This is a genomic window from Xanthomonas protegens (genome assembly GCF_038442435.1).
GTDB classification, from domain to species: Bacteria; Pseudomonadota; Gammaproteobacteria; order Xanthomonadales; family Xanthomonadaceae; genus Xanthomonas_A; species Xanthomonas_A sontii.
This window is the reverse complement of sequence record NZ_JAQJCQ010000007.1, coordinates 1-24,957: the sequence shown is the minus strand read 5'-3', so window position 1 is coordinate 24,957 and position 24,957 is coordinate 1. Positions and strand designations below refer to the sequence as shown.

18 protein-coding genes are annotated in these 24,957 nt (G+C 68.7%); 8 read left to right on the top strand and 10 right to left on the bottom strand.

Going from position 1 to position 24,957, the window contains the following annotated elements; all coding sequences use genetic code 11:
• Positions 1–185: 185 nt before the first annotated feature.
• Positions 186–2,285, bottom strand: coding sequence for a M13 family metallopeptidase (locus PIQ37_RS09745; RefSeq protein WP_267099201.1), 2,100 nt, complete (start codon positions 2,283–2,285; stop codon positions 186–188).
• A 201-nt stretch (positions 2,286–2,486) separates the two neighbouring features.
• Here PIQ37_RS09745 and PIQ37_RS09740 point away from each other — a divergent pair, with 201 nt between their 5' ends.
• A complete protein-coding gene (locus PIQ37_RS09740; protein WP_342073313.1) occupies positions 2,487–4,079 on the top strand; it encodes a phytoene desaturase family protein in 1,593 nt (530 codons plus the stop codon).
• 125 nt (positions 4,080–4,204) lie between these two features.
• Here PIQ37_RS09740 and PIQ37_RS09735 read toward each other — a convergent pair whose 3' ends face one another.
• Entirely contained in the window at positions 4,205–6,208 is a 2,004-nt protein-coding gene (locus PIQ37_RS09735; protein ID WP_342073312.1) for an alpha/beta hydrolase family protein, read from the bottom strand.
• Between the two features lie 79 nt (positions 6,209–6,287).
• Complete coding sequence (locus PIQ37_RS09730) at positions 6,288–9,095, bottom strand: TonB-dependent receptor plug domain-containing protein (RefSeq protein ID WP_342073311.1); 2,808 nt, start codon at positions 9,093–9,095, stop codon at positions 6,288–6,290.
• A gap of 456 nt (positions 9,096–9,551) precedes the next feature.
• Between PIQ37_RS09730 and PIQ37_RS09725 the strand changes: the two genes are divergently transcribed.
• Positions 9,552–11,117 (top strand): tetratricopeptide repeat-containing sulfotransferase family protein, encoded by a 1,566-nt coding sequence (locus PIQ37_RS09725; RefSeq protein ID WP_342073310.1) that lies wholly within the window; start codon positions 9,552–9,554, stop codon positions 11,115–11,117.
• A gap of 175 nt (positions 11,118–11,292) precedes the next feature.
• On the opposite strand, the gene PIQ37_RS09720 is transcribed toward PIQ37_RS09725, so the two are convergent.
• Positions 11,293–11,682 (bottom strand): cupin domain-containing protein, encoded by a 390-nt coding sequence (locus PIQ37_RS09720; RefSeq protein ID WP_342073309.1) that lies wholly within the window; start codon positions 11,680–11,682, stop codon positions 11,293–11,295.
• 285 nt (positions 11,683–11,967) lie between these two features.
• Positions 11,968–14,727, bottom strand: coding sequence for a TonB-dependent receptor plug domain-containing protein (locus tag PIQ37_RS09715; RefSeq protein WP_342073451.1), 2,760 nt, complete (start codon positions 14,725–14,727; stop codon positions 11,968–11,970).
• 767 nt (positions 14,728–15,494) lie between these two features.
• Between PIQ37_RS09715 and apbC the strand changes: the two genes are divergently transcribed.
• The 3 genes from apbC (at position 15,495) to PIQ37_RS09700 (ending at position 17,617) form a co-directional block, all read left to right on the top strand.
• Positions 15,495–16,346, top strand: a complete 852-nt coding sequence (gene apbC, locus PIQ37_RS09710; protein WP_267099148.1) for an iron-sulfur cluster carrier protein ApbC — start codon at positions 15,495–15,497, stop codon at positions 16,344–16,346.
• A 130-nt stretch (positions 16,347–16,476) separates the two neighbouring features.
• Positions 16,477–17,049, top strand: coding sequence for a dCTP deaminase (gene dcd, locus PIQ37_RS09705; protein WP_010340509.1), 573 nt, complete (start codon positions 16,477–16,479; stop codon positions 17,047–17,049).
• A 40-nt stretch (positions 17,050–17,089) separates the two neighbouring features.
• Positions 17,090–17,617, top strand: a complete 528-nt coding sequence (locus tag PIQ37_RS09700; RefSeq protein WP_342073308.1) for an RDD family protein — start codon at positions 17,090–17,092, stop codon at positions 17,615–17,617.
• A 123-nt stretch (positions 17,618–17,740) separates the two neighbouring features.
• Here PIQ37_RS09700 and PIQ37_RS09695 read toward each other — a convergent pair whose 3' ends face one another.
• From PIQ37_RS09695 to PIQ37_RS09685, 3 genes are read right to left on the bottom strand one after another with little or no spacing between them, the layout of a single operon-like run.
• The gene (locus PIQ37_RS09695) at positions 17,741–17,908 is read right to left on the bottom strand and encodes a LiaI-LiaF-like domain-containing protein (RefSeq protein ID WP_003467495.1); all 168 of its coding nucleotides are present in this window, start codon (positions 17,906–17,908) and stop codon (positions 17,741–17,743) included.
• A gap of 28 nt (positions 17,909–17,936) precedes the next feature.
• Positions 17,937–18,344 carry an HIT family protein gene (locus PIQ37_RS09690; RefSeq protein WP_342073307.1) on the bottom strand — a complete coding sequence of 136 codons (408 nt, stop codon included), beginning with the start codon at positions 18,342–18,344 and terminating at the stop codon, positions 17,937–17,939.
• Positions 18,345–18,352: 8 nt separating this feature from the next.
• Positions 18,353–19,015: a dienelactone hydrolase family protein gene (locus PIQ37_RS09685; protein WP_342073306.1), complete on the bottom strand. Its 663-nt coding sequence runs from the start codon at positions 19,013–19,015 to the stop codon at positions 18,353–18,355.
• 155 nt (positions 19,016–19,170) lie between these two features.
• Between PIQ37_RS09685 and rimO the strand changes: the two genes are divergently transcribed.
• Complete coding sequence (gene rimO / locus PIQ37_RS09680; RefSeq protein WP_342073305.1) at positions 19,171–20,562, top strand: 30S ribosomal protein S12 methylthiotransferase RimO; 1,392 nt, start codon at positions 19,171–19,173, stop codon at positions 20,560–20,562.
• 42 nt (positions 20,563–20,604) lie between these two features.
• Here rimO and greB read toward each other — a convergent pair whose 3' ends face one another.
• Positions 20,605–21,111: a transcription elongation factor GreB gene (gene greB, locus PIQ37_RS09675; RefSeq protein WP_017911327.1), complete on the bottom strand. Its 507-nt coding sequence runs from the start codon at positions 21,109–21,111 to the stop codon at positions 20,605–20,607.
• A 108-nt stretch (positions 21,112–21,219) separates the two neighbouring features.
• On the opposite strand from greB, the gene PIQ37_RS09670 reads away from it, so the two are divergent.
• Complete coding sequence (locus tag PIQ37_RS09670; RefSeq protein ID WP_342073304.1) at positions 21,220–22,659, top strand: rhomboid family intramembrane serine protease; 1,440 nt, start codon at positions 21,220–21,222, stop codon at positions 22,657–22,659.
• 61 nt (positions 22,660–22,720) lie between these two features.
• On the opposite strand, the gene PIQ37_RS09665 is transcribed toward PIQ37_RS09670, so the two are convergent.
• The gene (locus tag PIQ37_RS09665) at positions 22,721–24,001 is read right to left on the bottom strand and encodes a tetratricopeptide repeat protein (RefSeq protein WP_342073303.1); all 1,281 of its coding nucleotides are present in this window, start codon (positions 23,999–24,001) and stop codon (positions 22,721–22,723) included.
• A 248-nt stretch (positions 24,002–24,249) separates the two neighbouring features.
• Between PIQ37_RS09665 and nudK the strand changes: the two genes are divergently transcribed.
• Entirely contained in the window at positions 24,250–24,852 is a 603-nt protein-coding gene (nudK, locus tag PIQ37_RS09660) for a GDP-mannose pyrophosphatase NudK (RefSeq protein ID WP_342073302.1), read from the top strand.
• The last annotated feature ends 105 nt before the right edge of the window (positions 24,853–24,957 follow it).

Sequence of the window (24,957 nt, the reverse complement as noted above, 5' to 3'; positions counted from 1 at the left end):
GTGCAACTGTGGCGATGACGTGCATCCACCGCCCAACCGGATTCAGCGAGGGGCGCCGGCCACCACGAGTGCGGGCGGACTGGATGGGCGATAGGCATCGCCACCGCCGTCGCAGGCCGACGCCCACGCAAAGAAAAGGCCCGGACAAGCCGGGCCTTTTCGCGAGACGGCAGTGACGCCGTCGCTTACCAGATCACCACGCGCTTGTCGCCGCTGCGCACCATCGGCGCGCCCGGCTTGCACTGGAACGCGGTGGCGAAGGCCTCCAGGTTCGACGGCGCGCCGATCGCGCGGAACTGCGCCGGGGCGTGCGGGTCGGTGGTCAGGCGCACCATCGCGTTCTGCGGGGTGTACTTGGTGCGCCACACGGTGGCCCAGTTGATGAAGAAGTTCTGGTCGCGGCTCATGCCGCCGACCTTCGGGTCGTCCTTGCCCTCGGTGGCCTTCTTCATGGCGTCGTAGGCGGTGGTGATGCCGCCCAGGTCGGCGATGTTCTCGCCCAGGGTCAGCTTGCCGTTGACGTGCTTGCCGTCGACCTCGTAGCCGTCGAACTGCTGCACCAGCTTGCCGGTGAGCGCGGAGAACTTCTTGGCGTCGGCCGGGGTCCACCAGTTCTCGAAGTTGCCGGTCGGCCCGAAGCGCGCGCCCTGGTCGTCGTAACCGTGGGTCATCTCGTGGCCGATCACCGCGCCGATGCCGCCATAGTTGAACGCGTCGTCGGCCTTGGGGTCGAAGAACGGCGGCTGCAGGATCGCCGCCGGGAACACGATCTCGTTCTGCAGCGGGTTGTAGTAGGCGTTGACCGTCTGCGGGGTCATGCCCCACTCGGTCTTGTCCACCGGCTTGCCGATCTTGCTGAGGTTGTACTTGTAGTTGAACGAGGTGGCGGCGCGCACGTTGTCCAGGTAGCTGTCGCGCTGGGTGCTCAGGCTGGCGTAGTCGCGCCACTTGTCCGGGTAGCCGATCTTCGGGGTGAAGGTCTTCCACTTGTCCAGGGCCTTGGCCTTGGTCTCGTCGCTCATCCAGGTCAGCTTCTCCAGGCGCGCCTTCAGCGCCTGGCTCAGGTTCTCGACCAGTTGCTGCATCTTGGCCTTGTCGTCGGCCGAGAAGGCGACCTTGACGTACATCTGGCCCATCGCCTCGCCGGCGCCTTCGTTGATGCTGCCGAGCACGCGCTTCCAGCGCGGCTTCATCTCGGCCTGGCCATTGAGTTCCTTGCCGTAGAAGGCGAAGTTTTCCTGCGCGAAGGCGTCGCTCAGGTACGGCGAGGCGCTGTCCACGGTGTGGAAGCGCAGGTAGGCGCGCCACACCGACGGGTCGGTGTCGCCCAGCGCCTTGCTCACTTCCTGGTGGAAGGCCGGGATCGCCAGCGAGAACTTCTCCGGCACGGCCACGCCCTGCGACTCGAAGAACTTGGTCCAGGGGAAGTTCGGGGTCAGCTTGTCGGCGTCGGCCGGGGTGACCGGGTTGTAGGACAGCTCGGCGTCGCGCGAGAGCTGCTCGCTGGACTTGGACACCTTGGCCAGACGGGTTTCCAGCGCCACCACGTCCTGCGCCTGCTTGGCCGCGTCGGCCGCCGGCACGCCGGCCAGCTCCAGCACCTTGGCCACGTGCGCCTGGTAGGCCTTGAGCTTGTCCTGCTTGTCGGCGTCGAAGTAGTAGCTGCGGTCGGGCAGGCCGAGGCCGCCCTGCATGGCGTAGGCCATGTTCATCGCCGAATTCTTGAAGTCCGCCTCGGCGCCGAAGCCGAACAGGCCGTTCTCGCCCTTGGCCGCGCTCTGGCGCAGGTACTCGGCCACTGCCGGGCCGTCCTTGAGACCGTCGATCGCGGCCAGGTCGGCCTTCAGCGGCGCAATGCCCTGCGCGTTGATCTTGGCTTCGTCCATGCCCGAGGACCAGAAGTCGCCGACGATCTTCTCCACGCCCTGCGGGTTGGCCGCGGCGGCGGCCTGTTCGGCCAGCTGGTGCTGCGCCGCGACCGAGCGCTCGTCCAGGATCGAGAACGCGCCCCAGCTGCTGCGGTCCTTGGGGATCTCGTTGGCGGCCAGCCACTTGCCGTTGACGTAGCCATTGAAGTCGTCGCAGGCGTTCTTGCTGGCGTCCAGGTCGTCGACGTTGAAGGCGTTGTAGGCCGGCAGCTTGCTGGTGTCGAGCTTGAGGTCGGTCGACGCCGCGGCCGGGGCGGCGGCCGGCGCGGACTTGGCGGCGTCGGCGGCGGGCGCGGCGCTCTCGGGCTTGTTGCAGCCGGTCAGCGCGGCGCTCACGGCCAGGGTCAACAGCAGCATCTTGGGATTGCGAAGGGTCACAGGCAGGCTCCAGGCCGACGTGGATAAAGGAATGGCCCACACGGGCCGTGGCGAGACTCTACGCCGCCACTGCAGGTTTCAGGGGTGTCGAAGGTCATGGGTGGCCTTGGCCATTGCGCCGCAGGACGGCGTTGCCGCCTGCCGTCGGCAGGCCCGCCGGCGCTGGCTTACCATGCGGCCATGACCCGCGAACCGCCATGCGATGCCCTGATCGTCGGCGCCGGCCACAACGGCCTGGTCTGCGCCGCCTACCTGGCGCGGGCCGGCTGGAAGGTGACGGTGCTGGAGCGGCGCGGCGTGGTCGGCGGCGCCGCGGTGACCGAGGAGTTCCACCCCGGCTTCCACAACTCGGTGGCATCCTACACGGTGTCGCTGCTGCAGCCCAAGGTGATCGCCGATCTCGACCTGGCCGGGCACGGCCTGCGCGTCGTGCCGCGCCGGCGCAACAACTTCCTGCCGTTGCCGGACGGGCGCTACCTGTTGACCGGCACCGGCCACACCCAGGCCGAACTGGCCAAGTTCTCCGCGCGCGACGCCGCGCGCCTGCCGGCCTACGAGGCGCGGCTGGAGGGCATCGCCGACGTGCTGCGCGCGCTGGCGCTGCAGCCGCCGCCCAACGTCACCGACGGCGGCTGGCTGCAGGCACTGCCCGAGCTGCTGCGCGCCGGCCGCCTCGGGCGCCGCCTGCATGCGCTGGATGCGGAGCTGCGCCAGGACCTGCTGGACCTGTTCACCATCTCCGCCGCCGAGTACCTGCAGCGCTGGTTCGAGAGCGACGCGGCGCAGGCGTTGTTCGGCTTCGACGGCATCGTCGGCAACTACGCCAGCCCGTACACGCCGGGATCGGCCTACGTGCTGCTGCACCACGTGTTCGGCGAGAGCAATGGAGTGAAGGGCGCCTGGGGTCATGCGCTGGGCGGCATGGGCGCGATCACCCAGGCCATGGCCCGTGCCGCGACCGCGGCCGGCGCGCACATCCGCACCGATGCCGGCGTGCGCGAGATCCTGGTCGAAGGCGGACGCGCGGTCGGCGTGGTCACCGAGCAGGGCGAGCGCCTGCGGGCGCGGCACGTGGTCGCCAACGTCAATCCCAAGCTGCTGTACGAGCGCCTGCTCGATCCGGCGCACGTGCCGGCCGCCACCCGCGAGCGCATGGCGCACTGGCGTTGCGGTTCCGGCACGTTCCGCATGAACGTGGCGCTGTCGCGGCTGCCCAGTTTCAGCGCGCTGCCGGGGCCGGGCGACCATCTCACCGCCGGCATCGTGCTGGCGCCGAGCCTGGAGTACATGGACCGCGCCTACCACGACGCGCGCCGGCACGGCTGGTCGCGCGAACCGATCGTCGAACTGCTGATTCCCAGCACCCTGGACGATGGCCTGGCGCCGCCCGGCCAGCACGTGGCCAGCTTGTTCTGCCAGCATGTGGCGCCGCAGTTGCCGGACGGGCGCAGCTGGGACGCGCACCGCGACGAGGTCGCCGACCTGATGATCGCCACCGTCGAGCGCTACGCGCCGGGCTTCGCCGCCTCGGTGCTGGGCCGGCAGGTGCTGAGCCCGCTGGACCTGGAACGCATCTTCGGCCTCGTCGGCGGCGACATCTTCCACGGCGCGCTGAGCCTCAACCAGTTGTTCAGTGCGCGTCCGATGCTCGGCCAGGCGGCGTACCGTGGCGCGATTCCCGGCCTGTTCCTGTGCGGCTCCGGGACCCATCCGGGCGGCGGCGTGACCGGCGCACCCGGCCACAACGCGGCGATGGCGCTGCTGCGCGGCTGAGCGGCGAACCGCAACGGCAGGACAAAAAAAACCCTGGCATGGCGACCAGGGCGAGGGAAAGGCGCGGCGCGTGCAGCGCGCCGCGCGTGCCACGGCGGCGCGCCGTGGCGTTGTCTGCGCCAGCGTCAGGGCGCGCCGGCCTGCGCGGATGCGCCCGGTCGTGCCGCGGAACCGCCCAGGTGCGCGTCGAAGAACCCCAGCATCCGGGTGTAGAGGTTGAGATTGTTTTCCTCCTTGTAGAAGCCGTGGCCTTCGCCGGACTGCACGATCACGCCTTCGGGCGGATGCCCGGCCGCCTGCAACGCCTTGGCCAGTGCCTCGGTGTGCTCCGGCGGGCAGCGGTCGTCGCGGGCGCCGGCGGCGAGGTAGATCGGCAGCGTCAGCGCCTGCACGTGGTTGATCGGCGACATCCGCTCCTGCTCGGCACTGGTGCTGCCGAAGGCGCGCAGCAGATAGCGCCTGCCGCTCTCGCTCTTGCTGGTGTCGCTGAGCCGCAACTGGATCTTGGCGTCGTACATGCCGACGTAGCCGAACGCGCAGCGGAACAGCCCCGGCGCGCGCACCGGCGCCATCATCGCGGCGTAGCCGCCGAAGCTGCCGCCGTAGATGCAGATCCGCTCAGGATCGGCCAGACCTTGCTGGATGGCGTACTGGGTGCCGTCGACGATGTCGTTGAGGATGCCGCCGTCCCACTGCCCGTAGGCGCGGTCCATGAACGCCTTGCCGAAACCGCCGGAGCCGCGGTAGTTGAGTTGCAGCGTGGCGTAGCCGCGGCTGGCGAACAGTTGCGCCTCCGAATGGAACCCCCAGTTGTCGCGCGGCCCCATCGGTCCGCCGTGCACGTTGACGATCAGCGGCAGGTGCTTCGCCTGCGCTCCGGCCGGCACGGTGAGGTAGCCGTGGATGCGCAGCCCGTCGCGCGCGGTGAACTGGATCGGCGTGATCGTGGCCATCTTCGCCGCATCGATCCAGGGCCGGCTCTTCATCAGGAAGCGCGCCTTGCCGGTGGCGCGCTGGTACAGGTACAGCTCGCCGGGATTCTGGTCGCTGCGCACGCTGACCACGATGGTGTCGCCATTGCGGGTGGCGCTGGCGAAGTCGACGTACTGGCCGGGAAAGGCCGCGGCCAGGCTGGCGTACAGCGCTGCGTCCGGATGCGCCTCGTCGATCAGCTTGACCTGCGGCGCGCCGGCCTCGGTGACCACCGCCAGCGCGGTGTCCGAGCCGTCGGTGGCGGTGATGGTGCGCGCGACCTCGCTGGTGGGGTCCTGGAACAGGGCCACGAAGCCGCCGCTGCGCGGATCCAGGTAGCCGAACGCGCCGGGCGCCTTGCCGTCGTCGCGGGTGGCATAGACGCGGCCGTTGGCGGTGGACCAGGCGATGTCCAGGCGCGCGCCATCGGCCTTGCTGGCGTTGATGAGCTCCCACTTGCCGTCCTTCAGCGCGTACACCTCGCTGTGGCTGTCGTAGCCGGTGTCCTCGTCCTTGTCGCTCTGGCAGGTGGCGAACGCGGGCTGCTTGGCCGCGTCCAGGGCGATGGAGCAGTTCGTCTTCGGCGCGCGGCCCAGCGACTTGCGACGCCCGCTGAGGGTGTCGATCATCACCACCTCGGTGCCGGCGCCTTCCGAGGAGCGCGGGTAGCGCACCTGCATGATCACGTTCTGCTCGTCGTCGCGCAGCGTGTCGAGCAGCCCGAACGATTCGCGGCCGACGCTCTTGCCGCGCTGGGTGACGCCCTGGGTGCCGTATTCGATCAGGGTGCGCGGCTGGCCGCCATCGGCGTCGACCGCGAACCACTCGCCGGTGCCCATCGGCCGCTCGAACGAACCGACCTTCTTGACCGCGGTGAACAGCAGACGCTTGCGGCCGGTCCAGTAGAACGCGCCGACGCTCTTGCCGTCCGGCAGCACGTTGACCTTGATCGGCTTGAGGTCGCGCGTGCCGAGCACGGTCAGCACGTCCTGCTCGCCGCGGTCCACGGTCAGCGCCAGGTATTCGCCGTCCGGCGAAATCTTGACCGCGCTGTAGGTGGGACGTTTGACGAAATCCGCAATGGGCGGGGGAGCGGCCGCGGCGATGCCGACGTGCAGGCACAGCCCCAGCGCGCAGAAAGCAACGAGTCGTTTCACGAGAATCCTTTTTGCGTGATTGAACACAGCGAGAGCCCGATGCCGGGCTCTCGCTGACCTCCAGTGCGCGTGCTGCGGCTCAGCGGAAGCGGTACTGGAACTCCGCCGCCACCTCGCGGCCGTACGGGCTGTAGGCGCGCCAGAAGTACGGATACGTGTTGTAGCCGCTGTCCTTCGGGTGGGTCTTGTCGAACACGTTGTTGACGTAGAAGTTGACCGTCAGCTTGTCGGTCAGCTTCTTGCCCACGTTCGCGTTCCAGATGAAGTACGGCGCGATGCGGCCGGTCTCCTGCCAGTTCGGCAGGCTGCCGTAGCGGATCATGAACACCGCCGCCTGCCAGTCGTTCTTCTGCCAGGTCGCGGTGGTGCGGATGCGGCTGCGGAAGTCGAAGTTGCCCAGGTCGTCGCGGTAATCGAGGATCGGATCGCCCTTGAACTCGGCCGACTTCTGCTCGAGGGTGTGCGAGTAGCCCACCTGGAAGCGGAAGTCGCCCAGCCGGTCGGTGTCCAGGCGGTAGTCCAGCGACGCATCGATGCCCTTGGTGCCGAGGAAGGCGCGGTTGATCGGACCGCGGCGGATCTCGGTGATCTGGCCGTCGTTCGGCGTGCCCGGCGCGCTGAGGCGGGTGACCCGCGACAGCATGTCGTTGCAGAACGCCGAGCCCGGCGCACCCAGGGTGAACGGGTTGCGGTTGCGGGTCAGCCCGGTCACGCAGCCGGCTTCGCCGTCGAGGATGTAGGTGGAGGTGATGTCGGCCACCACGTTCTTCAGGCGGATGTCGTAGTAGTCGGCGGTGACCGACAGGCCGTCGAGCACGTCCCACACGAAGCCGGCGGTCCACGACGTGCCGGTTTCCTCGGACAGGTTGGTGGTGCCCTGGCGCACGCCGTATGCGGTGTAGTTCACCGTGGTGTCCGAGGTCGGGCACTGCGCCGCGGCGCGTCCGCTTTCCAGGCAGCGACGGGTGTCGAAGATGCTGGAGAACGAACCGCTGCGATCGGCGAACACGTAGTGCAGGTCCGGCGCGCGGAAGCTGGTGGAGTAGGAGCCGCGGAACAGCAGATTGTCCAGCGGACGCCATTCCAGGCCGGCGTTCCAGGTCTTGGCGTCGTCCACCGCGGTGACGTCGTCGTACTTGTCCAGGCGTCCGGCCAGGTGCGCCTTCAGCGAGCTGAGGATCGGAATCGACAGCTCCACGCCCAGCGCGTAGCGGTCGCGCTTGCCGCCGCCGCCGGTGCCGGTGAGGTTGTACGGACGGTCGGTGCCGGTGTAGTCGGGCAGGATGCGCGGGTCGGCGTTGAGCTTGTACTCCTGCTGCGAGGCTTCGACGACGCCGGCGAAGCCCAGCGCGCCGGCCGGCAGCTCGAACAGGTCGCCGGAGAGCACGAAGCTGCCCTGGTTGACGTGCGAGTTGGCATCGGTCTTGACCGTGGTGCTCAACGCCGCGAACTGGTCCGGGGTCAGTGCGCTGTAGTAGCGCTGCTGGTTCAGGCGATACACCGGATAGGTGACGCCGCCGACCACGCGGGTGCCCAGTTGCTGGCCGAGGAAGTAGTCGTTGACCGCCGAGGCCATCAGGCGCGGACGATCGACCTTCACCTTGTACTCGGCGCGCGACAGGGTCAGGTCCCAGTCGAAGCGGTCGCCCAGCTTGCCGCGCAGGCCGGCGGCGAAGTCGTAGGACTTCTCCTTGTTGCGCGCCATCAGGTGCTCGACGCCGCCGGCTTCCTGCGGGGCGAACACGCGCTGCGCGTCGACCAGCGCGTTGAAGCCCGGATCGAACCACAGCGCGCCATTGGTGCGGCCGGACCAGAACTGGGTGCCCGAGGTGTACTTGGACTCGGACGACCAGGCTTGCAGGCTGGCCCAGCCCTGCATGCCGCCTTCGAAGTCGAAGGTGCCGTAGGCGTAGCCGGACAGGTCGTTGTTCTCGTTGCGGATGGTCTGGTAGGCCGGATCCTTGAAGGTGCCGCAGGCCTGGCCGAGGTTGGTGATGGCGCCGGCGGCGCTGGCGGTGCGGTAGTTCCAGCGCACCCACTCGTCGCCCAACTGTTCGCAGGCGCCGGCCGGCGGCGCGAAGTAGGAGTTGGTGGTCGAGCCGGTCCGGCGGCGCACGCGCATGGTGCCGGTCGGCTGGATGCCGACGAAGGCCGGCGGGAACGGGTTGTCCAGCGCCGAATCCATGAAGTCGCGCTGGTAGCCGTACAGCGGCTCGCCGGCGGTGTACTCGAAGGCGTAGGTCAGGCTCCAGCGGTCGCCGGTCTTGCCGCCGATCCACTGGAAGTCGCCGACGTCGCCGCCGCCGCGGGTCAGGGTGCTGCCGCGCAGCTTGACCAGGTCGCCCTCGTAGTTGGTCTTGAGGATGACGTTGACCACGCCGGCGACCGCATCGGAGCCGTAGATGGCCGAGGCGCCGCCGGCGAGGATCTCGATGCGATCGACCGCCGCGGCCGGGATGTTGCCGAAGTTGGCGAAGTTGCTCTGGCCGTTGTACGGCAGCGGGTAGTCCGCGGCGCGGCGGCCGTTGATCAGCAGCAGGGTACGGCCGGGGCCGAGACCGCGCAGGTTGATCACGCTGGCGTTGGGGGTGAAGCCGCCCTGGAACAGCTCGTTCTGGGTGGAGCCCGAGGCCTGGGTGAGCGTGCTCAGCGCGTCGAAGACGGTGTTGAAGCCTTCGCGCTCGATCTGGGTGGCGGAGATGATGGTGACGGGCGAGGGGCCCTCGACTTCGGTGCGCTGGATGCGCGAACCGGTCACCGTCACCTTCTCCAGGGTATGCGCCTTGGCGCCGGTGGCCTCGGTCAGTTGTTCCGTTTCCGATTCCTCGCTCGGGGTCTGGCTTTGCGCCAGCGCCGGTGCGACGGGCAGGGCCAGAATGGCGGACACAGCAACGACCAGAAGACTCCGCTTGGGAGTCGGTGCTTTGACTGACATTGACAAATTTCCCCTAGATGCATGTGCAGTACCCGGGTCCCTTCCTGGACAGGTACGTGTAGAGAGTGTGAGGTCCGTTTCACGTTTCTTGACCGTAGCATGAACGAATCGGAAAAGTAACGAAAAATTTGCGTTACATGACATGTTTTTGAAGCGGGCTTGCTGTAGAAGAGGCCGCCGCGGCGGTTGCGCTTGCACGACACGTGACGCAAGCCCTTGTCGCCGCGTGGTTTGCACCAGGGCGAGCCCGTTTCGTTCCGCGCTCGCCTTGCGGCCGGGTGTGCGGCGAGCCGCCGGCGGCAGCCACCGCGCATGCGCGCGAATGCTGCGCTGCGGTCATAATCGGAGTCCGCCGCGCCTGCCTGCCTGCCGCCGCGGCCAGCCTTCCAGGGGAGATCGGGCGCATCCATGAGCGAACAGGTTCAGCTCTACAACCAGGCCATCGCGGCGCTCAACCGCAGCGACTGGCCGCACGCGCTGCGGATCGCGCAGCATCTGCTGCAGGCCTTGCCGCAGCATCCGGGCGTGCATTTCGTCGCGGGCGTGGCGGCGCTGGAATTGCAGCAGATGCAGGTCGCCGCGGCGCATCTGCACCAGGCCGCGACCCTCAATCCCGAACGCGCCGACTACGCGGCGCAACTGGCGCGCGTGTTGGCGATGGGGCGGTTCCTGCAGGATGCGCACCGCTTCGCCGATCAGGCGATGGCGCTGCAGCCCACCGACGCGCATACGCTGGACACGCTGGGCGTGGTCTACAGCCAGGTCAACGAACATGCCGCCTCGCTGCAGGCGTTCACGCGTGCGGTGCAGGCGGCGCCGCAGCAGGCCAGCTTCCGCTACAACCTGGGCACCTCGCTGCTGTTCTCCGGACGGCTGCAGGAGGCCGAGGCCGAATACCGCGCCTGCCTGGCGCTGGAGCCGCGCTACTGGAAGGTGTACCTGTCGCTGTCGCAACTGCGCAAGTGGACGCCGGAGGAGAACAACCTGGCGCTGCTGGGCGCCGCGCTGGCGTCGGCCGGCGACGATCCGGACGCGGTGCTGCACCTGAACCTGGCGCTGGCCAAGGAGTACGAAGACCTCGGCGACTACCGCGCGGCGTTCCGCGGTTATGTGCAGGGCAAGTCGGTGCACAAGCGTGCGCGCGGCTACACCTCCGAGCGCGATGCGCGCCTGTTCGAGGCCCTGCATCGCAGCTTCCGCGCCGATGATGCGCCGGTGGCGGGCTTCGAGAGCGAGGAGCCGATCTTCGTGATCGGCATGCCGCGCAGCGGCACCACGCTGGTGGACCGGATCCTGTCCAGCCATCCGCAGGTGCACTCGGCGGGGGAACTGCAGAACTTCTCGGTGGTGCTCAAGCGCCTGACCGGCACGCCGTCGCCGGAGATCCTCGACGAAGCCACGCTGAGCCAGGTGCAGGGGCTGGACTGGCGCGCGCTCGGCCGCGGCTATGTCGAGTCCACGCGGCCCGGCACCGCGCTGAAGCCGCGCTTCGTGGACAAGCTGCCGCACAACTTCCTCTACGCCGGCCACATCGCGCGCGCCCTGCCGAAGGCGAAGATCGTGTGCCTGCGGCGCGATCCGATGGACACCTGCCTGAGCAATTTCCGCCAGCTGTTCGCGCTGTCCTCGCCGTACTACGACTACTCGTTCGACCTGATGGATGTCGGCCGCTACTTCCTGATGTTCGACCGGCTGATGGCGCACTGGAACGCGGTGCTGCCGCAACGCATCCTGCAGGTCGGCTACGAGGACCTGGTGAACGCGCAGGAGCCGACCACGCGCCGCCTGCTGGAGTTCTGCGGCCTGCCATGGGACGACGCCTGCCTGCGCTTCGAGCAGAACCAGGCGCCGGTGGCGACCGCCAGCGTGGTGCAGGTGCGCACGTCGATGACGCGTTCCTACATGGGCCGCTGGCAACGCTACGGCGAGGATCTGCAGGACCTGAAGGCGCTGTTGTCGGCGTTCTATCCGTAACCACTGGACCCGCCCGCGCGGCCGGTCTCTACCACTCCGTGATCGGTCGCTGTGGTATCCGGCGCGCACGCTGGCGCGTGGTGCAGGCGTAGCGCGGAGCGGTGAGCGCTGCGCGCTTCTTGCGTGGCGCTCCTGCGTGCGACGACCTTGCCGCAACGCGCGCGGCTGGCCTCGCCTAGTCCAGATCGGTCTGGATCCAGGTCGGCGAATGATGGATGTCCCGCGTCTGCAGACGGCCAGGACCCAGGTTCTCGAACCGGTGCGGCACGCCGGCGGGACCGAAGACCACGTCTCCGGCCGTCGCCTCGAGCGTGCTGTCGCCGACGAAGAACCGCGCGCGTCCAACCAGCACCACGAAGGTTTCGTCGTACGGATGGACGTGGCGCGGCGGGCCGTCTCCGATCGCATCGGTGCCGTAGGTCAGGACGGTGACTGCGCCACCCAGGGCTGCGCCGGCGACGACGCCGTGCCACGGCGGCGGCGTGTCCGCATCGAACAGCCGTGCCTGGGTTGCCGGCCGCCCATCCGCGGCGAAGGTGGCGGGATCGAAGTCGCGACGCGGCATGTCGGGTATCTCCACGGGATGCATTGCGGCATCGGATGCGGCGACGAGGAGGGGGCGTCTCGGCGACGACGGATGCGCTGGGCGCGATTACAGCATGGGCTGACGGCGCCAACGGCCACGGCGCCGGAACGCTGTCGTGCGCAGATCACGCGTGCCCGATGCAGCTCGCCGACGCGCAGCGCGGGAGGACGCCTGCAATGGATGGAATGACCGGGCAGACCGCGAATGCGAGGCAAAAAAAAGCCCACCCTTGCGGGTGGGCTCTGTGAGGACATGCGCGTCGGCTTACTTGCCGAACGAGTAACGCATTTCCAGGTAGTACGCACGGCCGTACACGTCGAAGTTGTAATCGTTGTACGCCCACTGCGCGCTGCCCGGGTAGGACTTGTCCAGCGGCGGCATCTTGTTGAACACGTTGGTCATCATCAGCGACAGCTCCATGCCCTCGAACGCCTTGTAGGTCACGCTGGCGTTGTGGGTGATGTGCGACGGCAGCTTGCCGGCGCGCGGGGAGGCATAGCCGGCCGGTGCGACGGTCGCCGCGTAGTTCGGGGTCTTGTCGAACCAGCTCGCGTACCAGGTGGTCGAGAACTTGCCGATGTCCCAGGTCAGCGACGCGTCGGCCTTGCGCTTCGGGTCGGTGCTCCAGTACGGATCGTTCAGCAGGTCCACCGGCGTATCGCCCGTGTAGCGCACGTACTTGTGGCGCAGGTTCTCGCTGTAGCTGGCGATGGTGCTCAGGTCGCCCCAGCGACCGAAGTCGTAGCCATAGCGGAACGAGGCGGTGACCGCTTCCAGCTTCTGGTTGGAGACGTTGATCTTCGGCGTGTAGATGTTGGTGATCTGGCCGGCGGCGTTGCGGGTGACCTGGGAGAACGTGGCCTGGCACAGCGCCGAGGCGGCATCGTCGATACCGGCGCGGCAGCGGTAGTCCTGCAGGCTCAGGCCGTCGGCGCTCTGCTGGGTCACCTCATCGCTGATGTCCCAGTTGAGGTAGTCGACGGTCAGCGCCATGCGGTCCACCGGCGACCACACGAAGCCCGCGCTCCACACATCGGCGTTGATCGGCTTCAGGTCCAGGTTGCCCGACTGCGTCCCGCGGAACTGACGGCTGGAGAAGGCCGCCGGGCAGTTGTCGGTGTTGCCCGGCAGATAGCCGCGGCGCGCGCACTGGTAGTAGTCGACGACGCTGTTGTAGTAGCCGCTCTGGCCCTGGTACAGGTCGGACAGGGTCGGCGCGCGGAACGCGGTGCCGTACTTGCCGCGCAGCAGCAGGGTTTCGAACGGACGGTACTCCAGCGAGATGCTGTAGGTCGGCTTGTCGATGGTGCGGCCACTTGCCTTGAACGCGTCGTAACGGCCGGCCAGGGTGATGGTCAGCGGGTCGAACACCGGCATGCGCAGTTCCGAGGTCAGCGCGTAGCGGTCGCGCTGACCGCCGCCGGCCACCGAGGTCAGGCCCCAGACTTCGCCGTTGAGGATCACCGGATCCGGCGCGTAGTCCCACTTCTGCTTGCCGTACTCGCCGACCACGGCCAGGCCCGCGTCGCCGCCGGGCAGGCTGAACAGCTTGCCGTTGGTGGCCTGCACGCGAATCATGCCGTCGGAGGTCTTGCTCTTGTTGGTGGCCTGGCCGGTGAAGCTGGCGAAGTCCGCCTGGCTGATCGGCGAGTAGAACGCCGCGTAGTTCGGCGAGTACACCGGGTAGGCGCCGTACAGCGGATCCAGGCCGAGCTGCGGACCCAGCACACGGTTCACGAAGAACTGGTCGATCGCGTTCTTGTAGCGGACCAGCTGGCGCTCTTCCAGCTTGTACTGGGTGTAGGTGACGCCGGCATCGTAGTCCCAGCTCGACTGGCCGAGCTGGCCCTGGGCGCCGAAGGTCACGCGTACCGAGTCGCTCTTGTTGCGGCTCATCGTGTCCTTGATGCCGTTGATGCCCATTTCTTCCGGCGCGAACGCGCGCTGCAGGTTCAGCAGGTCGCCCACGTTCGGATCGTAGTAATAACCGAAGTCGGCAGCGGTGCCCCACCAGATGTAGTTGGAGCCGGCGTTGTACTTGACCTCGTCGTGGCTGTAGAGCACGTCGCCGTACAGCTGCACGTTGTCGTTCAGGTCATGGGTGCCGTGCAGGTAGGCCTGCAGCGACTTGGTGCCGCTGTCCAGGGTGCGGTAGCCCGGGGTGTACTTGGAGCCGCAGTAGTACTCGTCGCCGAAGCCCCGACGCCGCTGCAGCCCTTCCGTGCCGCCGAACAGGCCGGACACGTTGTTGCAGTTGTTCGGGTCGAGGAACTTGTAGCTGGTGAACGGGCTGTAGACCAGGAAGTCGCGGCTCGGCAGCTGGGCGTTGTAGCCCTGCGTGTTGAACTGCTTGGTCTGGCTGCGCTGGTAGGCCCAGATCGGATCCTTCTCTTCGTACTGCACGCCGCCCAGGATGCTGGTGCGGCCATCGGCCGAGGTCCAGCCGTCGGCGAAGGTGGTGCGGAAATTGCTGCCGCCGCCCTCGGAGAAGCCGCCGCCGCGGATGCTGAACACCGCGCCGTCCATCTTCTTCTTCAGGATGACGTTGATCACGCCGGCGATCGCATCGGAGCCGTACAGCGACGACTGGCCGCCCGGCAGGATTTCGATGCGGTCGACCAGGTCGATCGGAATGCCGCTGATGTTGTTGAACGTGTCGCTGCCGTTGTACAGCGCCGGGTAGTTCGACATCGGACGGCCGTCGATCAGGTACTTCACGTAGCCCGGCGGCAGGCCGAACAGGCTCACCGTCTTCGCGCCCTGGGTGAAGGTGCCCGAGCTCTGCCCGCCCTGCACGCCGCCGGTGGCGAACGAGCTCTTCTGCAGCACGTCGGCGACGGTGCTGAAGCCGCGCGCCTTGATTTCTTCGGCGTTGATCGTGGTGACCGGGGTGGCGGTCTCGATCTCGGTCTGCGGGATCAGCGATCCGGTGACGGTGATCTTGTCGAGATTCGTCGCTTTATCGGTCTTGTCGTCGGTCGTGGCGTCCTGCGCGAAGGCGGCGAACGCGGCCGGGACAAGCATGGCGGAGGCCAGCGCGGCACTCAGGTGGCTGTGCTTGAAACTACGAGTATGACGGACAGTCATCTTTCTCTTCCCCGAAAATCAATCGATAAGGCGAGGGGCCTCGTGCCGCGACGTGTGCCTTGAAAGTGGGATCGCGTCCTGCGATCAACCCAAACGTAACACGGACTTAACGCGGTTTGTACATGGGTGTCACTTTTTTCGTCTACCAACAAAAACTGCGGCGATCAGGCAGGAAATGTCGGCGAACGCCGGGCCGTGGCAGCGGCGTAGACAAGTTCCGCGTTGCTTTGCACCATTGCGGGGCATTCGTTGTATAGGTTGCTGAACGAATGTGGGGCGTGGCGGGGCGTGCCGCTGAAGGCCTGCGACGACGGGGCGATCCCGGCACCGCCGGCAGCGCGGCGCGGTCGCCGACGCACCATTTCGGTGAGCGCGACTCGCCATCGTGGGGCGTGCAAGTACGGGTGATCGCCGCATCGGCATAGCGCGCCGCAATCCCGGCGTCTGCGCGGGCCGGTGTCCAAGCGCGCGATGGCGGAGGCGAAAGGTCTGTCGCAGGCCGCACCGCGCGGCATTTGCGCAAAATCCGCCAGCGCTCGCGTCGCCCGCGGCGCAGGACCGTGCGTCGGTGCACTTGTATAGTCATGTGTCTGTGCGGCCCGCGCCGCTGCCGCTGCCCGCGGCGCCGTGTGCGGTCCATGGTTTCCTTTCCGTCGCGCGCATGCCTGGCCTGCGTCGCCGACGCTTTCTTGTTGAGTTTTCCGATGACCGATCGCCCGCGTCTCCCCGCCCACGCCGTCCAGCCCAAGCTCGCCCCGCACCCGCGCATCCGCAATGTCGTCGCCGTCGGCTCCGGCAAGGGCGGGGTGGGCAAGTCCACTACTGCCGTGAACCTGGCCCTGGCCCTGCAGCGCCAGGGCGCGCGCGTCGGCGTGCTGGATGCCGACGTCTACGGCCCCAGCGTGCCGGCCATGCTCGGCCTGAGCGGACGCCCGGACAGTCCGGACGACAAGAGCATCGAGCCGATGCGCGCCTTCGGCATCGAGGCGATGTCGATCGGGCTGCTGGTGGACCAGGACACGCCGATGATCTGGCGCGGCCCGATGGCGACCTCGGCGCTGACCCAACTGTTCGCCGACACCCTGTGGGACGACCTGGACTACCTGCTGATCGACCTGCCGCCCGGCACCGGCGACATCCAGCTGACCCTGGCGCAGAAGATCCCGGTGGCCGGCGCGGTGATCGTCACCACCCCGCAGGACATCGCCACGCTGGATGCGAAGAAGGCGCTGAAGATGTTCGAGAAGGTCGAGGTGCCGGTGCTGGGCATCGTCGAGAACATGGCGGTGCACACCTGCAGCCAGTGCGGCCATGTCGAGCACCTGTTCGGCGAGGGCGGCGGCCAGCGCATGGCGCAGCAGTACGGCGTACCGCTGCTGGGGTCGCTGCCGCTGGCGATCGCGATCCGCGAGCAGGGCGACGCCGGCACTCCGGTGGTGGCCGCGGCACCGGACTCGGCCGCGGCGCAGGCCTACCTTGCCACCGCGCAGCGCCTGACCGAGGAACTGCGCAAGCGCCCGCGCGCCGCCATCCCGATCTCCGCGGCGTTGCGCTGAGCGGCGCGCGGCGCCTGCCGCGAACGCCCCGCGACCGGCTAGAATCGCCGGTCATTGCGGCCGGCCCCATCGGTCGGCCGCGCTCCCGGCGCGCAGGCTGCGGCCGCCGCCACCGGCATCAGGAACCCCCATGAGCATCAAGAGCGACCGCTGGATCCGCCGCATGTCCGAACAGCACGGCATGATCGCGCCCTACGAGCCGGGCCAGGTCAAACAGGTCGACGGCCAGCGCATCGTCAGCTACGGCACCTCCAGCTACGGCTACGACGTGCGCTGCTCGCGCGAGTTCAAGGTGTTCACCAACATCAACTCGACCATCGTCGACCCCAAGCACTTCGACCCCAAGAGCTTCGTCGACATCGAGGCCGACGAGTGCATCATCCCGCCCAACAGCTTCGCGCTGGCGCGCACGGTGGAATTCTTCCGCATCCCGCGCGACACCCTGGTGGTGTGCCTGGGCAAGAGCACTTACGCGCGCTGCGGCATCATCGTCAACGTCACTCCGCTGGAGCCGGAGTGGGAAGGCCACGTGACCCTGGAGTTCAGCAACACCACGCCGCTGCCGGCGCGCATCTACGCCAACGAAGGCGTGGCGCAGATGCTGTTCTTCCAGTCCGATGCCGACGACGTCTGCGAGACCAGCTACAAGGACCGCGGCGGCAAGTACCAGGGCCAGACCGGCGTGACCCTGCCCAAGACCTGATCTCCCACTCCCTTCTTTCCGACAGCACAAGGAGCGCGCAATGAACGACCCCAATCCCTACCAGGCCCCCGACGCGGCATTGCCGCCCGCGCTGCCGGGCATCGCCGACGGTGAGGTCCTGGCCGGACGCGGCGAGCGCCTCGGCGCGGCGCTGATCGACGGCGTGATCTCGATCGCGACGTTCCTGCCGGTGGCGGCGCTGACCGGCTATTTCGGCAAGGTCATGGACGCCGCGCGCAGCGGCGTGCAGGTGCCGTTCCTGACCACCCTCGGCTACGGCGTGCTGGGCATGGTGATCTTCCTGCTGGTGCAGGGCTACCCGCTGGCCAAGAGCGGCCAGACCTGGGGCAAGAAGCTGCTGTGGATCCGCATCGCCGACCTGGACGGTGGGCAGCCGCCGTTCTGGCGCCTGATCGCGCTGCGCTATCTGCCGACCCAGGCGATCTCGCTGGTGCCGATCGTGGGCGGCATCTACGCCCTGGTGGACGCGCTGTTCATCTTCCGCCAGGACAAGCGCTGCCTGCACGACCTGATCGCCGGCACCCGCGTGGTCAACGTCCGCCGCTGAGCCAGCGGCCGCGACACGGCGGCCCTAGGGGGCGCTCCAGCAAGCCGCTCGCGCGACACATGTGGCTGGAGTGGGGATCGCTCTCACGAATCCCCACTCCCAAATCCCCAATCCCGGCCCCACCTACTTGCCGCGGCCGAACAGCATGCCGACGCCGACCGCGACCAGGATCGCCGGCCACCAGGTGGCGATCAGCCGGCCCAGGCTCAGGTTGGTCCAGCCCAGGTTGTTGGCCAGGAACACCAGGCCGATCACGATCAGCACTATGGCGGCGATCACATTGGATTTCATGGGGGCGCGGCTTCCGCAAAAAGGGCGCCTATCGTAGCCGCTGGCGCCACGCCGCAACACGCGCCTGCAGTTCTTCGGCGGGCAGGCGCTGCGCCGTGCCGCTGCCCCACACCGGGCCGGGCCACGCCGCATCGTCCGGGTGCCGCCCCAGCACATGCACGTGCAGCTGTTGCACCACGTTGCCCAGCGCGCCGATGTTGAGCTTCTGCACGCCCGGCTCCTGCCGCAGCAGTTGCGAGAGCTGGTTGATCTCGGCCAGCAGCAGGCGCTGCTGGCCACCGTCCAGGTCGATCCATTCGCTGGCCTCGGCCACTCGCGGCACCAGCAGCAGCCACGGGAAGCGGGCATCGTCCATCAGCCGCACCTGCGACAGCGGCCCGTCGGCGACGAACGCGCTGTCGGCCTGCAGTCGCGGGTCGAGGACGAACTCGGCCATGGCGCGGCTCAGCCCAGGTGCTCGGCGAGGAACGCCAGGCTGCGTTCGCGGGCGAGCTCGGCGCTGTCGGCGTCGTAGTGGTTCGGGTCCACATGGCGGTCGAAGCCGTGCCCGGCCGGGTACACGAAGGTCTGCATCTGCGGCAGCTTTTCGCGGTGCTGCTGGATCGACTCCGCCGGGATGCTGCCGTCCTGTGCGCCGAAGTGGAACAGCACCGGCGCCTTCGGCGTTTCGTCCAGGAATTGGGTGTTGCGGCCGCCGTAATAGCTCACCGAGGGCAGGCCCAGGCGCAGCGCCGACAGCAGCGCGACGCTGCCGCCCCAGCAGTAGCCAAGCGTGCCGACCTTGCCGGCCGGCGCCAGCGCCTGCGCGGCCGCCTGCACGATGTCCAGGGCGCGGTCGAAGCCGAGCGCGCCGACCAGCTCCAGGCCCTTGTGCACGCCGTCCTGGTCGTAGGCCAGTTGCGCGTCCTTCTCGACCGGATCGAACAGCGCCGGCGCCAGCACCTCGTAGCCGTGCGCGGCGTAGCGGTCGGCGACCTCGCGGATGTAGTCGGTCACTCCGAAGATCTCCTGGATGACGACCAGGCCGCCGCGCGGCGTGCCCTCGGGCAGGGCGTGCCAGGCGGAAACCTGGCCGTGAGCGTTGTCGAGGGTGGTCCAGTGGCCCATGCGGGGAGTCCTGTGGAGTGGGGGAGCGGCGATTATCCATCGCCCAGGCTAAGCCGGGGTGAGCGGGCGCACAGCCGGTCGCCGCCGCGCCGGCGGCCACGGCCCGGTATACTTCGCGCGCTGTTTTTCTCCCAGGCCCCCGGACCCCGGCCCCAATGTCTCTCGCGACCCCCAAAGTCGGCTTCGTCAGCCTTGGCTGCCCGAAGGCCCTTGTCGATTCCGAACGCATCCTCACCCAGCTGCGCGTGGAGGGCTATGCGATCGTGCCCAGCTACGACGCGGCCGACGTGGTGGTGGTCAACACCTGCGGTTTCATCGATTCGGCGGTGGCCGAGTCGATGGAGGCGATCGGCGAGGCCATGGCCGAGAACGGCAAGGTCATCGTCACCGGCTGCCTGGGCAAGCGCTCGGAGCAGATCCGCGCGGCCTATCCGGACGTGCTGGCGGTGTCCGGTCCGCAGGACTACCAGAGCGTGATGGAAGCGGTGCATGCGGCGCTGCCGCCGCGTCACGATCCGTTCGTGGACCTGTTGCCGCGCGGTCGTGGCAGCAACGAGGACGACATCGGCGTCAAGCTGACCCCGCGCCACTACGCCTACCTGAAGATTTCCGAAGGCTGCAATCACCGCTGCAGCTTCTGCATCATTCCGTCGATGCGCGGCGACCTGGTGTCGCGGCCGGTCGACGAGGTGCTGCGCGAGGCCGAACGCCTGGTCAAGGGCGGGGTGCGCGAGTTGCTGGTGGTGTCGCAGGACACCTCGGCCTATGGCGTTGACCTGAAGTACGCCGAGCGCGAGTGGCGCGGCCGCAGCTACCAGACGCGGATGAAGGCGCTGTGCGAGGGCCTGTCGGAACTGGGCGCGTGGGCGCGTCTGCATTACGTGTATCCGTACCCGCACGTGGACGACGTGATTCCGCTGATGGCCGAGGGCAAGCTGCTGCCGTACCTGGACATCCCGTTCCAGCACGCCAGCCCGCGCATCCTCAAGCTGATGAAGCGGCCGGGCGCGGTGGAGCGCACCCTGGAGCGCGTGCAGCGCTGGCGCGCGCTGTGCCCGGAGATCACCCTGCGTTCGACCTTCATCGTCGGCTTCCCCGGCGAGACAGACGCCGAGTTCGAGCAGTTGCTGGATTTTCTCGACGAAGCGCAGCTCGACCGCGTCGGTGCGTTCGCCTATTCGCCGGTGGAAGGCGCCAGCGCCAACGCGTTGCCGGATCCGGTGCCGGAGGAACTCAAGCAGGAGCGGCTGGCGCGCTTCATGGAGCGGCAGGCGGCGATTTCCGCAGCGCGCCTGGAAGCCAAGATCGGCAGCGTGCAGGAGTGCCTGGTCGACCTGCTGGAGGACGGCATCGCGGTGGCGCGCTCCAAGGCCGATGCGCCGGAGATCGACGGTCTGGTGCATATCCAGAACGGCGGCGAACTCGGGTTGAAGCCGGGCGATCTGGTGCAGGTGGAGATCACCGACAGCGACGAGCACGACCTGTTCGGCGATGCGCTGCCGGCGCAGGCGTTGTCGGCAAAGCCGCTGGATCTGCGGGTGCTCTGACGCTGCAGTCGGCGGCATGCGTGGCGCCACGGCGCCGCGCGCTCACGGCGCGGCGTAGTCCACCGCCACCACCACGAAGCTGTGGCGGCCGCCGGGCAGCTGCGCTTCCACTTCGTCGTCGACGCGCTTCTTCAGCAGCGCCCGCGCCAGCGGCGAATCGATGCTGATCCAGCCGCGCGCCGCGTCGGTCTCGTCCGGGCCGACGATGCGGTAGCGGCGCAGTTCGCCGCTGTCGGCATCCTCCAGTTCGATGTGCGCGCCGAAGAACACCGCCTGCGGGTCGGACGGCGCCTCGGCGACCACGCGCAGCGCTTCCAGGCGCTTGCTCAGGTAGCGCACGCGGCGGTCGATCTCGCCCAGTTGCTTCTTGCGGTAGGTGTACTCGGCGTTCTCCGAGCGGTCGCCCTCGGCCGCCGCCGCGGCCAGCGCCTTGACCACCTCGGGGCGGCGCACCCGCCACAGTTCCTCCAGCTCGGCCTTGAGCCGGGCATGGCCTTCCGGGGTGATCAGGGCGGTGCTTTTTTCGGCAGGGGGACGCCAGCGGCTCATCGGTGCGACTGCGGTGGAGCGGGGTGGCGATGCTAGCGCGTGCCTGCGGCTTGCGCACCCGCGGGCGATGGCCGAAGCTGGCGCGGCCCCGCACATGGACGTTCTTCGATGTTGATCCTGCCGCTGCACAAGCCGCTGTCGCGGGAGAATTTCCCGCTGGTCACGCTGCTGCTGATCCTGCTCAACGTCGCGGTCTACGTCGGCTGGCAACGCCACGACGCGGCGCAGCTACGGCAGGCGCTGCGCGTCTACCTGGACTCCGGACTCGGCGCGCTGGAAGCGCCGGCCTATGCGCGCTATCTGGAGCACAGCGGTCAGCGCGACGCGCTGGCACGGCTGCAGCAGGTGCCGGCGGCGGAGCGGCCGGCCTTCGTCGCCGCCGCCACCGTGCACGACGTGCGCTTCGTGCAGGCCATGCGCGACGGCACGGCGTTCGCGGATGCGGATGCGCAACAGGCCTGGGCGCCGTTGCGCGCGCGCTACGACACGCTGCTGCAGCGCGTGTTCACCCTGCGCCATGTGGAGCGCAGTTCCGAATGGGCGCCGGCTCGCATGCTCACGTCGGCCTTCCTGCATGCCGACGTCCTGCACCTGGTCGGCAACATGGTGTTCCTGCTGGCGCTGGGCACCTTGCTGGAAGGCGCGATCGGCGGCTGGCGATTCCTGGCGGTGTACCTGCTCGGTGCGTTCGGCTCCAGCGCGGTGAGCCTTTGGTGGCGCTGGGGCGAGGCAGGGGCGGGCCTCGGCGCCTCCGGCGCCATCGCGGCGCTGATGGGCGCGTTCTGCGTGGTCTGGGGACGGCGGCCGGTGCGCTTCTTCTATTGGGTGGCGGTGCTGTTCGACTACGTGCGTGCACCGGCGATCGCGCTGTTGCCGCTGTGGCTGGGCTGGGAGCTGTACAACCTGCTGTTCAACTACGATGCCGGCATCGGCTTCGACGCGCATGCCGGCGGCCTGGTGGTCGGCGCGCTGCTCGGTGCTGTGCTGGTGGCAACCGGACAGACGCGCGAGGCCTTTCTGCGCGACGATGGCGGCGCAGCGGTCGACGACCGCTGGGCGCGTGCGCAGGCGCACCTGGGCCGGCTGGAGCACGTCCAGGCCGGTGCATTGCTGGACGCGCTGGCCGTGGAAGCGCCGCGGCGCTTCGATGTGGCGCTGGCACGCTACCGCCTGGCCGCCAATGCCGGCCAGGCCGCGACAGCGCGGGCACGGGCGCTGGAGCTGTTGCGCCTGTCGGCCGCATCACCCCAGGAGGCGCGGCAGCAGGCGGGAGTGCTGCACGCGGCCGGCGATCTGGATGCGCCGACGCGTGCGGCGTTGTTCGCGCGCTGGATGGCGCTGGGGATGCTGGCCGAGGCCGAGACGCTGCTGGCGCAGGATGCGGTCTCGCCGCGCGAGCAGCAGGCGCAGGCCTGGTTCCGGCTCGCGCTGGGCCATGGCGAACGCCAGGCCACGGCGGAGTGGCGGCGCCTGCTGGAGGGGCTGATCGTGCGCTATCCGGATCTGCCGCAGGCGGACAAGGCGCGGTTCCTGTTGGCCAACGCCTGAGCGCGCTGCCTGGTGCGTGCGGGGCGCTTGCCGCGTCCCGCTCCGCGCACCGCAGGACGCGCTAGACCGGCGCGATCGTCACCGCACGCAACGCCGCCTGCAGCTTGCCGCGTTGCGCCTCGTCGTCGCAGCTGCTCAGCGCGTGTTCCAGCAGGCCGCGCGCCTGCGCGTCCTCGCCGAAGCGTTCTGCAAGCAGCAAGGCGGCCTGCAGCGACCAGGCGCTGTGTTCCGGTGCCCTCGGCCAGGCACGCAGCGCGGCCTGCAGGCCGTCGGCGGCGAGCCGGAACTGGCCCGCCAGCTGCGCGCGTTCGGCCAGCAGCGTGGCCTGTTCCGGCAGCAGCGGCGCGAAGTCGGGATCGGCATCCAGCGCCTCGCGCTGCAAGGCCAGTGCACGCCGTTCCTGCTTCTCTTGCAGCAGCCGGTGGATGTACTGGCGGGTATGTTCGCGGCGTTCGTCGTGGCGCGCACTGCCGCGCAGCAGGCGCTGGTACAGCTCGTGCACGCCCAGGCTCACCGCGCGGGTGCGCACTTCGCTGCGCAGCACCTGCAGCGCGTCGTCGGTGTGGCCGTCGCGCACCAGTTGTTCGGCCTCGTCGAGCACGCGCTGGTCCGGGTCGTGGCGGGCGAAGGCGTTGGCCGCAGCGGTGGCCGGTTCGTAGCCCAGCACGGCGTGGTACTGGTAGACCAGATAGCCCATCAGGTGGAAGGCGGCGAACAGGCCCCAGATCGTCACCACGGTGACCGCCAGGTCGGCGACCAGTGGCGGCAGGGCGCGCTGCAGCCAGGCGGCGGCGCCCAGCGCGCTGGCCTGGATCACGAACAGCAGGCCGAACGCGGCCAGGTACGGCCAGCCGATGCGCAGCGCCAGGCCGATCGACACCGCCGGGTTCAGCGCGCGGCGCAGGCTGCCGTCCATCGCCAGGGAAATCAGGATGCCCGGCTGCAGCAGCACCACCGCCAGCAGCATCAGCAGGCCGCCGACCGGCCCGGTCAGCAGCAGCGCGGCGAACACCGCCACGCCGAGCAGGATCATCATCGCCAGCAGCCGCAGCACCACACCGTCGCCGATGTCGAAGCCGCGTTCCGGCGCGTCCAGGTAGCCGTCGGCGGTGTGCCGCAGGATCTCGAAGGCGTACTTGTAGATCGCCAGGGTGGTGACGATGCCCAGGATCCAGCCGATGCCGGGCAGCATGCCCAGCAGGCTGCACAGGGTCAGCGCGATCAGCGCGTACAGCGCGCCGCCGCGCAGCGGATACAGCGCGATGGCGCGGGTGCGCGCCCAGAACGGTTCGGGTGTGCTGCGGTGTGCGCGGCCTGCGCCCACGCGACGACGATCTTCCATGACGCCCCCTGTCTACGAAGTGTGACGATTGTGCGGGTCGGCTGCGGCGCACGCAATCGGGAGCCTGGCTGGGGGCGGCAGCCCGATGCGGACGGCGGCACCGAGGCAGTGTGGTCGGCTGCGCAAAGCGCACCCCGTGCCGGCGCGCACGTGTTCGTGCTGGCTACACTGCCCGGTCGAACGGCGGCAGAGGTGTGGCGGGTGCCGCGCCTGCGGCCTGCCGTGCCCCTTGTCCCTTGGAGTTTCGCTTGGACCCTTCCTTCGTTTCCGGCAACCCACGCGTGCGCGTCACCAACATCGAAGTGCTGTCGGACAACTGGTACGTGCTGCGCAAGGTCAGCTTCGATTTCCAGCGTCACGACGGCAGCTGGCAGGCGCTCACGCGCGAGGCCTACGACCGCGGCAACGGCGCGACGATCCTGCTGTACAGCCGCGCCAAGGGCACGGTGATGCTGACTCGCCAGTTCCGCTTGCCGACCCTGCTCAACGGCAATCCCGACGGCATGCTGATCGAGGCCTGCGCCGGCCTGCTCGATCGCCATGATCCGGAGACCTGCATCCGCAAGGAAACCGAAGAGGAAACCGGCTACCGGATCGAGAACGTGCGCAAGGTGTTCGAGGCGTTCATGAGTCCCGGTTCGGTGACGGAGCGGCTGTACTTCTTCGTGGGCGAATACGTGGACCGCGACAAGGTCGGTGCCGGCGGTGGCGTGGCCGCCGAGGGCGAAGAAATCGACGTGCTGGAGCTGGCGCTGGATGCCGCGCTGGCGATGATCGACACCGGCGAGATCGCCGACGCCAAGACCATCATGCTGCTGCAGTACGCCAAGTTGCACGGCTTGCTCGCGTAGCGCTGGCGTTGCGGGATGGCGCAGATACCGTAGATACCGTCTTACCCCCTAGCAGGCAAGGCCTCTTTTCGGGTCGAACGCAGTGCCCGATTTGAGAACGCCGTA